A 12,868-nucleotide genomic window follows, 5' to 3' on the forward strand; every position below is an offset into this window, starting at 1 on the left:
GGCCCGCCTGACGGCATCCTTGAGCACCATGCGAGCCGAACAGCACGACGGGTCCCCCGATCCCTATCTCACCGGGCTGCTGCTGACCGGTCGACGGGTCGTGGTGGTGGGAGCGGGCACCGTTGCCCAGCGACGGCTGCCCCGACTGGTCGGTGCGGGCGCGGTCGTCGAGGTCATCGCCCCGCAGGCCACGCCGTCGGTGGAGGCGATGGCCGACGCCGGCGAGCTGACCTGGTCGCGACGGCCCTATCAGACGGGCGATCTCGCCGACGCCTGGTTCGCCGTGGCCTGCACCTCGGAGCCGTCGGTCAACGCCGAGGTCGCGGCAGAGGCGGCGGTGAGCAGGGTCTTCTGCGTCCGGGCCGATCAGGCGGCGGGTGGCAGCGCCGTGACCCCCGCCGTCGGCGAACACGCGGGCCTGCGCATCGGGGTGCTCGCGGGCGGACGGCCACGTCGCTCGGCCGCCGTGCGTGATGCAGTACTGGCCGGCTTGAGTTCCGGGGCGATCGACGATCAGGACGAGACCGCCGAGCAGCACGCCGCCGGTGTCGCGCTCATCGGCGGCGGTCCCGGCGACCCGGACCTGATCACGGTGCGCGGCAGGCGGCTGCTCGCCCGCGCCGACGTCGTGGTGACCGACCGGCTGGCGCCTCGTGAGCTGCTGGAGGAACTGGCCCCCGACGTCGAGGTGATCGACGCCTCGAAGATCCCCTACGGGCGGGCGGCGAACCAGGAGGTCATCAACGCGACGCTGATCGAACGCGCCCGCCAGGGCCGGTTCGTGGTCCGGCTCAAGGGCGGAGACCCGTTCGTCTTCGGCCGGGGGTTCGAGGAGGTCCTGGCGTGTGCGGAGGCGGGCGTTCCCGTCACCGTCGTGCCCGGCGTCACGAGTGCCTTCGCCGTCCCGGCCGTCGCCGACGTCCCCGTGACGCATCGGGGCGTCGCTCATGAGGTGGTCGTGGTCTCCGGCCATGTCGCTCCGACCGACGACCGGTCGCTGACCGACTGGCAGGCGCTCGCACGGCTGCGCGGCACCATCGTGCTGCTGATGGGCGTCGAACGCATCGAGCAGTTCGCCTCGGTGCTGACCGAGCACGGCAGGCGGGCCGACACCCCGGTGGCGGTGCTGCAGGACGGGACGCTGCGCTCACAGCGAGTGCTGCGATCCACTCTGGACACCGTCGCCGCGGACATCGCCTCGGCTGGGGTCCGGCCGCCCGCCGTGATCGTCATCGGCGACGTGGCCGCGCTGGGGCCCGCGCCGCGTCCGACGTCGTTCGAGGTGGACGCGGAGTCCGAGGCCTGATCGGCGCAGGCGAGTGGCGGGCGGCCCGCGCCTGCCACTCGCCGAGGGATCGGACTGCAAGGCCTGCGCCGTCCGACGCCGGTCCGGACCGGACGGCGGACCGATCCCGGTCGTCCCTCCGGCGGCCCCGAAGGGCGCTCGACGTCGTCGACGTGGATGCCCCGCGCGGCGACGTCGTCGACGATGCCTCACCGGGCGTCGACGGAGACAGGGGCCGAGCAGCCTGTCTGATCCGGCCGCCGAGCCTGCTCTGTCCGGCGGCCAACGGGCGGGGATCGGTCTGCGGCAGCCTGCTGCGGGATCCCTGCATCAAGCATGGTCACCACGACGACGTCGCCTGCCGGGATCTTGCGCGGCGATCAGCAGGTGAACACCGATCGCGGCCGGGATCGACCACCGGCTGCTTGGCCCTCGACCCGTTGTTCATCGACTACACGGCGTGGCCGAACGAGGTACTCGAGGCGCGGCACTCGTCGCCCGTGCGGTGGCTCGGTCAGCCAAGAACGCTGGTCAGGCGGGGCCCGCCATCGGACTGTCCGCTGGGGGATCACGAATCACCGCAGCGCGGCCCGGCCGTCGACGGCGGACCGACGGCCACCGGCCCGGGAAAGACGACGGCGGGGCCGGTCGCAGAAAGCGACCGGCCCCGCCGTAGGACACTGCGTCTGATCAGCGAGAGTAGTTCGCGCGGTTCTCCCGCTGGCCCCGGTCCCGACGCTCGCCGCCTCGGAAGCCGCCGGAGCGAGCCGCGCCCGCTCCGCCGCGACCGCGGCCGCCGGGCGCACCCGCCCGACGCGGCCGGGGCTGACGCTCCGGACGCGGCTCGGCCACCGGCTCGCCGCTGGGGGTCCTGGCCCCGGTGAGGGTGGACAGCTCCTCGTCGCCGGGACGCACGCGGGTCGACTTCGCCCGCACGCCCGCACGGTTCGTCATCGCGGTGACACTGCGACGCTGCTCGTTGAGCACCAGCGTGACCACCACGCCCGACTCACCTGCCCGAGCGGTACGTCCCGCACGGTGCAGGTAGTCCTTCGGGTCTGCGGGCGGGTCCACGTGCACGACCAGGCTGACGTCGTCGACGTGGATGCCGCGCGCGGCGACGTCGGTGGCGACCAGCACGGGCGTGCTGCCCTCGCGGAACTCGCCGAGCGTGCGGGTCCTGGCGTTCTGAGTCTTGCCGCCGTGCAGCGCACCGGCCCGGACGCCGACCGACCGCAGCTTCTTGGCGACGCGGTCGGCGGTGTGCTTGGTGCGCACGAACATGATCGTGCGGCCCTCACGTGCGCCGATGCCCGCCAGCACGTCCGGCTTGTCGTCGGCCGAGACGAGGAGCAGGTGGTGCTCCATGGTCGTGACGCTCGCCGAAGGCGGGGCGACGGCGTGGACCACCGGGTCGGTGAGGTACTCCCGCACCAGCGTGCCGACCTCGCGGTCCAGCGTCGCGGAGAACAGCAGCCGCTGTCCGCCGGGCTTCACCAGGTCGAGGATCGCGCGGACCTGGGGCAGGAAGCCCATGTCCGCCATCTGGTCGGCCTCGTCCAAGGTGGCGATCATCACGTCGTCGAGCTGGCAGGTGCCCTGCCGGACGTGGTCGGAGAGCCTGCCCGGCGTCGCGATCAGCAGGTCGACGCCGCGCCGCAGCGCGGCGGTCTGCCGGGGGAAGGACGTGCCGCCGACCACCGTGGTGGTCCGCAACCGCAGGGCGTGGGCGAACGGCTCCAGAGCGTCGTGCACCTGCATCGCGAGCTCGCGAGTGGGCACCAGGATCAGGCCTCGGGGCCGCAGCGGCGCCGTCTGGCCGTCCTTGAGCCTGGTCAGCATCGGGAGACCGAAGGCGAGGGTCTTGCCGGAACCGGTCTGGCCCCGGCCGAGCACGTCGCGCTGAGCCAGGACGTCGGGCAGCGTGGCCGCCTGGATCGGGAACGGCTCGGTGATGCCCTTCTCGGACAGCGTCCGCACCAGGGCCTCCGGCAGGCCCAGCTCCGTGAAGGACGGCATCGGGCCGGTCGGCAGCGGGGCCGTGGCCTCCAGCGCCGAGTGAAGCAGCGGCGAGACGGCCTGCTGCGGCCTGGTCTCGCGGCGGGGACGTCGCCTGCCGCTGCCGTGCCGCGCTCCGTCGCCGCCACGCCCATGCTCATTGGGGTGACGCGGCGAGTGCGCGCGTTCGGAACGGCTTCGGGACGTGGTTGGCACAAGCACCTCCGTGACATGGCACGTCTCGGGGATGCGCCGCGCAGAGTCGAAGCGGGTGCGATCTCAAGGACGAGCCCGGCGCGTCATAGCGCCTTGACTGTAAGTGAGTGGATCGACAGCACCGAAGAATCGCCTTGGCGACCGGGCGACGAAAGGAGTTCGAACCCGAGCGGTGCCCTGTGAGACTACACGGCCGGACGATCTGATCATCATCGGGCGGCGGGCAGGTCGATGGCCGACCAGCGAAACCGGTGGTCCACGCGGTGTGAGATGTGTCGAGGACCACCGGTTTCCGCCGGATCATCGCGGTGTCGACAGGCCCGCCGCGTCGAGCAGCTCCCGCGTCAACTCGCTCTCGTGGGCCAGTTCGGCGGGCAGACCGTGAGCGAGGAACCACGCGGAGACGTTGGCCACGTCCCTGGCGAGGAAGCGCGGGCCCTCCGGATTGGCGACGACGTCCACGAGCTGCGGGAGATCGATCAGGATCAGCTCACCCTGGTGCACGAGTAGGTTGTAGGCGGACAGGTCGCCGTGCGCGAGCCCGTGCGAGGCCATCAGGTGCAGTGACCGAAGTAGTGACGCCCACAGCCTGACCAGCTCGTCTTCGGCCGGGCGGAGCTGCGCCAGCCTCGGTGCGGCGGTGCCGTCGGGCTCGCCGAGGAACTCGATGAGCAGTTCGGTGCCGACCTGCTGCGCCGGATACGGCACCGGGACGCCCAGCTCCCACAACCTGCTCAACGCGGCGAACTCCGCTGTCGCCCACTGCTCGGCGATGAGGTTGCGGCCGAAGTCGGTGCGTCCCTCGATCGCCCGCATCTCGCGGGAACGCCGCATCCGCCTGCCCTCCAGGTAGCCGGCGTCCCGGTGGAACAGCCGATGCTCGGCCGAGCGATAGCGCTTGGCGGCCAGCAGGCAGGAGGCCCCGGTGATCGACTCGGATCGCTCGATGAGGTGAACTTCAGCCTCCTTGCCGGTCTTGAGCACGCCGAGTTCGCGATCCGAGGCGGCGGAGGCGGTGACGAGCCAGCCCGGGTGGGGGAGCGGGCCCCGGACGCCGTCGTCCCAGGTGGTCCAGCGGTCGGCATCCGCTGGGAGGGGGACGTCGGTGGGATCGACGTTCTCTTCGCGGAGTTCCAGGGCCCGCTGCCGAGCCGCCTCGGTCAGCCTGCCTCGGCGGTGGCTGAGTCCGGCCTCGTCCTGGTCGCGGGCCCTGCGGCGCGGCCTGCGCCCGCGTCCGGCCCAGGCGTGATCAGCGTCGTCGTAGTCCGCGTACTCGTCGTACTCGTCGTCCTCCGCGTTGGGCTGCTCGTCGGAGAAGTCGGTGAAGTCGGTGAAGCCGCCGTACCGGCCTTCGACATCGTCCTCGTCGCCGTACTCGCCGTCCCAGGAGACGCCGAGCGGGGTCGCGTGATCGGAGGCGTGCTCGGCAGCGTCCGCCGGCACGGCGTCCGGCGGCACGGACCTCGCCGATTCAGCAGCCACGGCCGAGGCCGTGCGGTCGGCCGTCGTTCCGGACGGTGGCGCGGCGGGACGGTCGACCTCGGACGGTCGTTCCGATTCCGTTTCCGGGGACACGGGTGGTGCCTCGGCGGGACGCTGCCCGGTCGTCGACGACGCGGGCTGCTGTGCCGCCTGCCGCCGTGGCGCGGTCGATCGCCGAGTGGTGGCGAAAGGTGTGGGATTCGCCGGGGACTGGTGGGTCGAATGGTGCGAAGACATCGCGAGAACTCCAGCGGAGTAGGCGCGCACTCCCGAGCGAGCACAGACCGCTGACGCCGTCGGCGAACTACTGCGACTGGCGAGGAGTCAGTGTCGGGAGGCGCGGGGCGTCTGAGTGATGCAGACCGCGTCGAGCGTCGATGAGTTCATCAATTCAGCACCTCCTCGCGATGGGCGCAGGACCACGGACGGTCGTGCGCGATGGCGTTGAGCCTTGCAGACCCGATGGATCGGCGACAACTGATTTTCCGCGCCCGACTCCGTCGGCCGCCGCCCGCGCCTGAATCCCGCGCCTGCCTTCCCGCCGACGGGCGTCAGCCCGCGCCGACGGGCGCTCCGACGCGGCTGATCAGGTCGACGGCGCCCGAGCCGCGTCGTTCGGCGATCAGCCCCAGCCGGGTCGCCGCCTCGACGACCTCGTCCACGCCGGTCGGCTCCGGCTCGATCTGGACCAGCGCACGGGCCAGCCTGCCCTTGAGGTGCTTGTTGGCATGACTCACCACCGACCGCGCACCGGACTCGTCCTCGGAGAGGACGCGGACGGCGACCGCGCCGGGGGCGTCGGCGAGCGTGGCGTAGGCGCCGGAGCGGAGATCGACGATGAGGCCGTCCTGCGCGGCGAGCACCGGGCCCGCCACCGGGCGCCACAGACTCCGCAGTGAGGCGAGTCCCGGCAGTCTGCTGCCTGCCGAGAGTCGATAGCCCGGAATCAGATCACCGCCCCCGACCAGACCGAACAGCGCAGAGGAGACGGCGAGCCTGCTGGTCGCCCGGTCGCGATCGGCGGCGGAGAGACTGGCGAGATCCAGCGCGTCGTACACCACTCCGGTGTAGCGAGCCAGCGCGGGCAGCGTGCCCGCGGTGGTCAGGACGGCGTTGCGCGCGGCCTCCGCGCTCTGCCTCGGCGACAGCCCCAGCGCGTCGAGGCTCGCGGGCACGTCCTCGGCGAGGGCGGCCACCGCACGGATCAGGGTGCGCCGGACGTCGGTGAGTTCGGGGAAGGAGAGCCCGTCGAGGTTCAACGGCGGGCCGTCGCCGCCGTGTGCCTTGGTCTCCGAGGGCGGCAGCAGCACGAGCACCCGCGCACCGTACCGACCTTCCCGGCCGGTGCGGCGTGGGGAGGCGGCGCGGCGGCCGGCCGGGGCAGGCACCAGACGCAGGCTCGCCAGGACGCCGCGAGGGCTCGGACCGAGCGGCAGGTCTCACCCGGATCACCCGTTCGGGTAGAGCCGCTCGCTTCGTACACTGCGGCTCCGCCGATCCTCGGCCGTGTTCGGCGGCTTCGTCCCCGCTCCCCGCATCCGCATCCGCATCCGTCTGTCGCCTGCGTCGGCGACGGCGCGGGCGCGACGAACGCCCGCCGGTCGCCACCCCGCCGCCGCACGTTCGCCCCGCTGCCCGCGTCGGTCCGTCCCGGCGATCACGGGTCGAACCCTCGGCGCGGGGACGGACGTCGTCCTGATCGTCACCGGCCGCGTCGACCGGCTCGGCTCGACGCGGCGGAAGGAGACCGTGAACTCGGTGGTGCCCGCTGCCCGCGCCGCCCGACCCGCTTGGCGGGACGTGCCGGAGTCCACCCGTGCCTCGGTGCAGGCGAGGCTCACCGCCCCGGTCGTGCAGGCGCTCGGCCAGGCGGGCGGCTTCACGCCGGGAGCCGCCAGCAGGCTGCTGCTCGCCGACGGCAGACGGGTCTTCGTCAAGGCCCTGCCCGTCGATCACCCGATGGCAGACGCCTATCGCGCCGAGGCGCGAGTCTCCGCCCAGCTGCCGGTCGAGGCGCCTGCGCCCCGACTCCTGTTCACCGTGGAGCGAGAGTGGACGGCGCTGGTCTTCGAGGACGTCGACGGGCGGGAGCCCAGCCTGCGTCCCGGTTCCCCGGATCTGGCGGCCGTGCTGGCCGCCGTCGGCGGGCTGGCCCGTGGCCTCACCCCGTGCCCGCTGTCCTCGGTGCCCGCCGTGCTCGACGACCTCGGTCCGCTGTTGCAGGGCTGGTCCGCCCTGCGCGCCGCGCCGCCGGAGAACCTCGATCCCTGGGCGCACACACATCTCGACTCGCTCGTGGCGATGGAGAGCGCCTGGCATCCCTGGGCCGAGGGCGACACGCTGCTGCACAACGACCTGCGGCCGGACAACATGATCAGGCGCCTGGACGGTCGGATCATCGTCGTCGACTGGGCCCGTCCGGCACGGGGCGCGGCCTGGCTGGACGTCGCCGGTCTGGTGCCTGCCCTGTTGATGGCCGGACACGAGCCACGACATGCCGAGCGGCTCGTCATCGCCCGCCCCTCGTTGGCGGGCGTCCCGGCCTGGGCGGTCACCGGCTTCGCCGCCGCGCTGGCAGGCTATTGGGAGCGCGGCAGGCGGCTGCCCGAGCCTGCGGGCGCGGCGGGCCTGCGTCGGTTCCAGGCCCGCGCCGCAGTCGCCGCCCTGGCCTGGTTCCGACATCGCATGCGCCTCTCCTGAGCGGCCGAGGCGGCCGACCGGCGCCGACGGTGTCCGCACCCGGTGCCCGCCGTGCCTCGGCCGTCGAGCCGGCCGACTGCGTGCCGGTGCAGATCGGCGGCGCACCGCCGCGATCCCGGCCCGGCTGGTCGTCGCCGGTCGGGGTGGACGACGCGGTCCGCAGGGCGTGGGCGCACGGCTGCGTCGACGTCGGTCGAGTGGATCAGCCGACGAGGTCGTCCACTGCGCAGGGTGATAACCCGATAGGAGGCCGCATCGGCGCTCGCTACGCTGCTCGCCAGAAAAGCGATCGGGTCGTGGGTGGTCTCCCACCACGTCCGGCGTCGCATTGCCGCACCAGCCGAGGAGCGAGTCACCGTGATCACCAGGATGTCGTCGTTGTTCCTGCGCACCCTGCGCGAGGACCCGGCGGACGCCGAGGTTCCGAGTCACACACTGCTGGTGCGGGCAGGCTACGTGCGTCGTGTCGCCCCCGGCGGATACTCCTGGCTGCCGTTGGGACTGCGCGTGCTGCGCAACATCGAGCGCATCGTCCGCGAGGAGATGGAGGCCTTCGGCGCGCAGGAGATCCAGCTCCCCGCGCTGCTGCCCCGGGAACCGTACGAGACGAGCGGCCGGTGGACCGAGTACGGCGACAACCTGTTCCGCCTCAAGGACCGCAAGGGCGGCGACTTCCTGCTCGGACCGACGCATGAGGAGCTGTTCACGCTCACCGTGAAGGGCGAGTACGGCTCCTACAAGGACTTCCCCGTCACGCTCTACCAGATCCAGACGAAGTACCGGGACGAGGAGCGGCCGAGGGCGGGCATCCTGCGCACCAGGGAGTTCCTGATGAAGGACTCCTACTCCTTCGACCTCGACGACGCGGGGCTGGACCATTCCTACCGGCAGCACCGCGACGCCTACATCAGGATCTTCGACCGGCTCGGCCTGCGCTACGTCATCGTCTCGGCGATGTCCGGGGCCATGGGCGGTTCGGCGTCCGAGGAGTTCCTCGCCGAGAGCGAGACCGGTGAGGACACCTACGTGCGGTGTCTGGAGTCCGGCTTCGCCGCCAACGTCGAGGCGATCACCACGACACCGCCTCCCGCGCAGCCCTTCGACGACGTGCCCGCCGCCTCGGCCCACCACACGCCGAACACGCCGACCATCGCCACGCTGGTCGACTACCTCAACGCCTCGGACCTGGGCCGCACCTTCACCGCCGCGGACACCTTGAAGAACGTCATGGTCAAGACGCGTGCTCCCGGTGCCGAGGAGTGGGAGCTGCTGGCCGTCGGCCTGCCGGGCGACCGTGAGGTGGACTTCAAGCGGCTGGAGGCCTCGCTCTATCCCACCGAGGTGGCGCTGCTTGAGGAGTCCGACTTCGAGGCCAACCCGTTCATGGTGAAGGGCTACATCGGGCCGGGCGCGCTGATCGCCAACGGCGTGCGCTACCTGGTCGACCCGAGGGTGGTCACGGGCACCGTGTGGGTCACCGGCGCCGACAAGGCCGATCACCACGTCGTCAATCTCGTCTGCGGCCGGGACTTCACGCCGGACGGCACCATCGAGGCCGCCGAGGTCCGGGTGGGCGACCCCTCGCCGGACGGCGCGGGCGCGCTGGTGGCGGCGCGGGGCATCGAGATCGGGCACATCTTCCAGCTCGGCCGCAAGTTCGCCGACGCCTTCGGTCTGGATGCGCTGGGGCCCGACGGCAAGCCGGTGCGGATCACCATGGGCTCCTACGGGGTCGGCGTGTCCCGGCTGGTGGCGGCGATCGCCGAGCAGTCCCACGACGGCCGGGGCCTGATCTGGCCCCGCGCGATCGCCCCCGCCGACGTGCAGCTGGTGATCGCGGGCAAGGACGAGGCGATGCGCGAGGCGGCGGAGCGGCTCGCCGCCGAGCTGGATGCCGAGGGCGTCCGGGTGATCCTCGACGACCGCAAGGCCTCGCCGGGCGTGAAGTTCGCCGACGCCGAGCTGATCGGCGTGCCCACCATCCTGGTGGTCGGGCGCGGCCTGGCGCAGGGCGTCGTCGAGGTCAAGGACCGCCGCAGCGGCGAGCGCGAGGACGTCGCCGTCGACGCGGTGGTGGCCCGGCTGGTCGAGATCACGCGGGACTGAGCACACGACTCGATTCGGGGTCGAGACTCGATCAGAGCATCAGAGAAGGCGTGGCCGGGGCCTCCCGGCCACGCCTTCTGCGTCGGTTGGGCCACCGTCGGGACGTTGGACTCGGCGAGTCCGACGCTGGGGCAAGGGCTGCCTCGCACGACCGATCAGCGGTCGCCTGCGTGTGCGCATCGCAGCCGCTCGCGGCCCGAGACGCTCGGTCATTCCCCCGCTCGGTCATCCCTGCATCGGCGGCCGGAAGGATTCGATGATGCGCCGCATGTCTTCCGGCGTGATCGAGTTGTCCACCTGCTGATCCCCCACGGCCGCCAGGGCGAGCGCCCCGTTCCCGTCGGTGGTGGGGATGGTGACGACGTGAATCGATCCTGCCGGCGATCCGCATTCCGCAGGGTCGGATACCGTGGCGGTGGCCTGCACATACTGCGCGGCCGTGTCGGCGGCCAGCGTGATCGACTCCGGATCGCCCACCTCGACCTCAGCCGGGGTCTCCTGCGAGCTGTAGGCGCTCTCTGCCAGCCGTCGAGCGGTGTCGGTCGCGGCGGCGGCCAGGTCCGGCTCGGCCAGCACCGTCACGCCGGCACTGGCCCGGAGGAAGCCCGGGGCACAGGTGTTGCGTTCCAGCGTGGTGGCGGACTCGAGTGAGATGCCGTCTTGGGCCACGTCGCCGTAGCTGATGTTCTGCTCCGACAACTCCCAGTCCCTCGGCACGTCGTAGAGCGCGCCGCGCTCGGTGTGGATGACCTGCCAGCCGAGCACGTGCGGCGGCTCCGCAGGCGAGTCCGCCGTCTCCTGGCTTGCGGCGGTCTCCGATATCGGTGTCGGTGTGTCCTGTGTGGCGGTCTGGTCGGCGGCCGGGGTGCTGCCTCGTCCGCCGCCGTTCACCAGCAGGACGATCGTGGTCGTCACGACGGCGACCAGCAGCACGCTGAGCCCGCCGATCAGCAGGCCGCGACCCCTGCCGGGTCCGGACCGGGGCGGCTCGCCGCCGGACGCCCCGTAGACGCCGAGGCCGCCGTAGGAGCCGGTGGGACCTGCGCCCGGTCCCTGCGCAGGGAAGGATCCGGATGCCGGGTACCCGCCTTTCCCGTGTGCGCCTGAGTCGTCCGGCGACTGTCCGGCGTGAGACCACGAAGTCATGGGTCTTACGGTAACGGGCGACCTGGCAGGCGGATCAGGGTTCCACGGGTTCGGCCACCGCGCCGTCCCGCCGCGAGCCGGGACCGTCCGAGCCTGTCGAGCTCGCCCGGCGGGAGGCCTGCGGTGCGGTCCGGCCGCCTCCGACGGCCCTGGGAGCACCGAAAGCGCGCTGTGGGGACGTCTGGTACGGCCGCGGTCTGGCCCAGCGGCGGGGGTGCAGGGAACGGCCTGGCGGACGGCGGGCCGAGATGCAGCCCGCGCGCGACCGGCGCCTCGAGTACGGCAGCCGACGCACCGATGCGGGGCTCGGGTGTCGCAGGCGGCCGCATGTGACCCGAGACTCCCGCCATGCCTCGAGCAGGCAGCGCTCGGCGGCGGCGGGAAGTTCCGGGCTCGCTCGCGCGTTGGCCAGCCGTGTGACCCTTTCTCGATCCGTCCCGCTGTCCGTGCTGGACCTCGCCCCCGTCGTCGCCGGCTCCACCGCGACCGAGGCCCTGCGGAACACCCTCGACCTGGCCCGACTCGCCGAGCGCCTCGGCTATCACCGCTACTGGGTCGCCGAGCATCACAACATGCCGGGCATCGCCAGCTCCGCGCCCGCCGTGCTGATCGGGCAGGTCGCCGCGCACACCTCGACGATGCGGGTCGGCTCGGGCGGGGTGATGCTGCCCAACCATCCGCCGCTGGTGGTGGCCGAGCAGTTCGGAATGCTGACCGCGATGCATCCGGGGCGGATCGACCTGGGCATCGGACGCGCGCCGGGAACCGACCAGCGGACCGCCGCCGCCCTGCGACGCACCAGCAATCCGCTGTCCGTGGAGGACTTCCCCCGGCAGCTCGCGGAGCTGATCGACTACTTCGACCCCTCAGGCGGCGATCCGGCCTGGGACGTCACCGCCGTGCCCGCCCCCGGCAACAAGCCGCCGGTGTGGCTGCTCGGCTCCAGCGACTACAGCGCCACCGCCGCCGGGATGATGGGCCTGCCGTTCTCCTTCGCCCACCACTTCAGCGCCCAGAACACCCTGCCCGCGCTGGCCGCCTACCGGCGGAACTTCACGCCGTCGGCCGACCTGGCCAAGCCCTACGCGATGGTGGCCGTCGGCGTGGTGGTGGCCGAGACCGAGGAGCAGGCGCGCTGGCTGGCGGGTTCGCAGGCGCTCGCCATGGTGCGGCTGCGTTCGGGACGACCGGGGCTGCTGCCAAGCCCGAAGGAAGCGGCCGAGTATCCCTACACCGAGGCCGAACTCGCCGTCGTGGAGTCCTGGTCGGCCTCCTACGTCGTGGGCACCCCGGAGTCCGTCACGGCCCAGCTCGACGAGCTGCTGGCCAGGACCGAGGCCGACGAGCTGATGGTCACCTCGATGATCCACGGGCACACCGAGCGGCTGCGCTCCTTCGAGCTGCTGGCCGAGATCGGCGGGCTCACCCCCGCAGGAAGCTGAACCGCACCCGCCGCACCGGGTTGTCGATGTTGGTGTCCACCAGGCACACCGACTGCCAGGTGCCCAGTGCCATCCGGCCGTCGAACACCGGCACGCTCGCGTGCGGCGGGACCAGTGCGGGCAGAACGTGGTCTCGTCCGTGGCCGGGGGAGCCGTGGCGATGCCGCCATCGGTCGTCCTTGGGCAGGAGGTCGCGCAGCGCGGCCAGCAGGTCCTCGTCGCTGCCCGCGCCCGTCTCCAGGACGGCCAGGCCCGCAGTGGCGTGCGGCACCCAGAGGTGCAGCAGCCCGTCCACGCGGCCGACGTCGGCCAGGAACCGCTCGCACTCCGCGCTCAGGTCGTAGACGACCTCCACTCCGCCGGTGCGGATCTCGATCTCCTCGCTCAACACGGTCTCCAGGGTAGTCGCGTCGCGGCTCCGCCTCGGCTCGTGTGATCGCCGTGGCCGGGGCCGCCCCGGCGGGGCGGTGGCCGGCCCGCCGGCGGACTCCGG

At 72.5% G+C, this 12,868-nt stretch carries 9 protein-coding genes; 4 read left to right on the forward strand and 5 right to left on the reverse strand.

Annotation, left to right across the window (positions count from 1 at the left end):
• Nucleotides 1–28: 28 nt before the first annotated feature.
• Nucleotides 29–1,306, forward strand: a complete 1,278-nt coding sequence (cobA, locus tag UA75_RS09200; protein ID WP_075743593.1) for a uroporphyrinogen-III C-methyltransferase — start codon at nt 29–31, stop codon at nt 1,304–1,306.
• A gap of 669 nt (nt 1,307–1,975) precedes the next feature.
• On the opposite strand, the gene UA75_RS09205 is transcribed toward cobA, so the two are convergent.
• The 3 genes from UA75_RS09205 to UA75_RS09215 all read right to left on the reverse strand — a co-directional run bounded on the left by UA75_RS09205 (nt 1,976) and on the right by UA75_RS09215 (nt 6,297).
• Nucleotides 1,976–3,499 carry a DEAD/DEAH box helicase gene (locus UA75_RS09205; protein WP_075739889.1) on the reverse strand — a complete coding sequence of 508 codons (1,524 nt, stop codon included), beginning with the start codon at nt 3,497–3,499 and terminating at the stop codon, nt 1,976–1,978.
• A 300-nt stretch (nt 3,500–3,799) separates the two neighbouring features.
• Entirely contained in the window at nt 3,800–4,981 is a 1,182-nt protein-coding gene (locus UA75_RS09210; RefSeq protein ID WP_232251186.1) for a serine protein kinase RIO, read from the reverse strand.
• Between the two features lie 551 nt (nt 4,982–5,532).
• A complete protein-coding gene (locus UA75_RS09215; protein ID WP_075739890.1) occupies nt 5,533–6,297 on the reverse strand; it encodes a YaaA family protein in 765 nt (254 codons plus the stop codon).
• A gap of 433 nt (nt 6,298–6,730) precedes the next feature.
• Here UA75_RS09215 and UA75_RS09220 point away from each other — a divergent pair, with 433 nt between their 5' ends.
• Together UA75_RS09220 and UA75_RS09225 are read left to right on the forward strand one after the other, a co-directional pair.
• Nucleotides 6,731–7,681 carry a phosphotransferase family protein gene (locus tag UA75_RS09220; protein WP_232237695.1) on the forward strand — a complete coding sequence of 317 codons (951 nt, stop codon included), beginning with the start codon at nt 6,731–6,733 and terminating at the stop codon, nt 7,679–7,681.
• 357 nt (nt 7,682–8,038) lie between these two features.
• Nucleotides 8,039–9,787: a proline--tRNA ligase gene (locus tag UA75_RS09225; protein ID WP_075739891.1), complete on the forward strand. Its 1,749-nt coding sequence runs from the start codon at nt 8,039–8,041 to the stop codon at nt 9,785–9,787.
• A gap of 225 nt (nt 9,788–10,012) precedes the next feature.
• On the opposite strand, the gene UA75_RS09230 is transcribed toward UA75_RS09225, so the two are convergent.
• A complete protein-coding gene (locus UA75_RS09230) occupies nt 10,013–10,933 on the reverse strand; it encodes a hypothetical protein (protein ID WP_075739892.1) in 921 nt (306 codons plus the stop codon).
• A gap of 416 nt (nt 10,934–11,349) precedes the next feature.
• Here UA75_RS09230 and UA75_RS09235 point away from each other — a divergent pair, with 416 nt between their 5' ends.
• Entirely contained in the window at nt 11,350–12,375 is a 1,026-nt protein-coding gene (locus tag UA75_RS09235; protein ID WP_232237696.1) for an LLM class flavin-dependent oxidoreductase, read from the forward strand.
• Here the strand turns inward: UA75_RS09235 and UA75_RS09240 are convergent.
• Nucleotides 12,356–12,766, reverse strand: coding sequence for a YjbQ family protein (locus tag UA75_RS09240; protein ID WP_075739893.1), 411 nt, complete (start codon nt 12,764–12,766; stop codon nt 12,356–12,358). The genes UA75_RS09235 and UA75_RS09240 overlap by 20 nt on opposite strands.
• Between the last annotated feature and the right edge of the window lie 102 nt (nt 12,767–12,868).

Origin of the sequence: Actinoalloteichus sp. GBA129-24, from assembly GCF_001941645.1 — a bacterium.
GTDB lineage: Bacteria > Actinomycetota > Actinomycetes > Mycobacteriales > Pseudonocardiaceae > Actinoalloteichus_A > Actinoalloteichus_A fjordicus.